At 66.8% G+C, this 440-nt stretch carries 1 pseudogene; it reads left to right on the forward strand.

What is annotated here, in order from left to right:
• A pseudogene (locus IG98_RS46255) lies at positions 1 to 440 on the forward strand (DNA-directed RNA polymerase subunit beta); the annotation flags it as partial.

Consider the following 440-nt stretch of genomic DNA (forward strand, 5'->3'; position numbering starts at 1 on the left):
TCGAGGTCCGCGACGTGCACCCCTCGCACTACGGCCGGATGTGCCCGATCGAGACGCCGGAAGGCCCGAACATCGGCCTGATCGGCTCGCTGGCCTCCTTCGGACGCATCAACGCCTTCGGTTTCGTCGAGACCCCGTACCGCAAGGTCGTCGACGGCCGGGTCACCGACCAGGTCGAGTACCTGACCGCGGACGAGGAGGACCGGTACGTCATCGCCCAGGCGAACACGCCGATCGGTCCGGACGGAACGTTCCTTGAGCCGAGGGTGCTCGTCCGCAGGAAGGGCGGGGAGTTCGAATCCCTGCGCGCCAACGAGGTCGACTTCATGGACGTCTCGGCACGCCAGATGGTGTCGGTGGCGACCGCGATGATCCCGTTCCTGGAGCACGACGACGCCAACCGTGCGCTCATGGGCTCGAACATGCAGCGTCAGTCGGTG

The organism is Streptosporangium amethystogenes (genome assembly GCF_000721075.1).
GTDB classification, from domain to species: Bacteria; Actinomycetota; Actinomycetes; order Streptosporangiales; family Streptosporangiaceae; genus Streptosporangium; species Streptosporangium amethystogenes.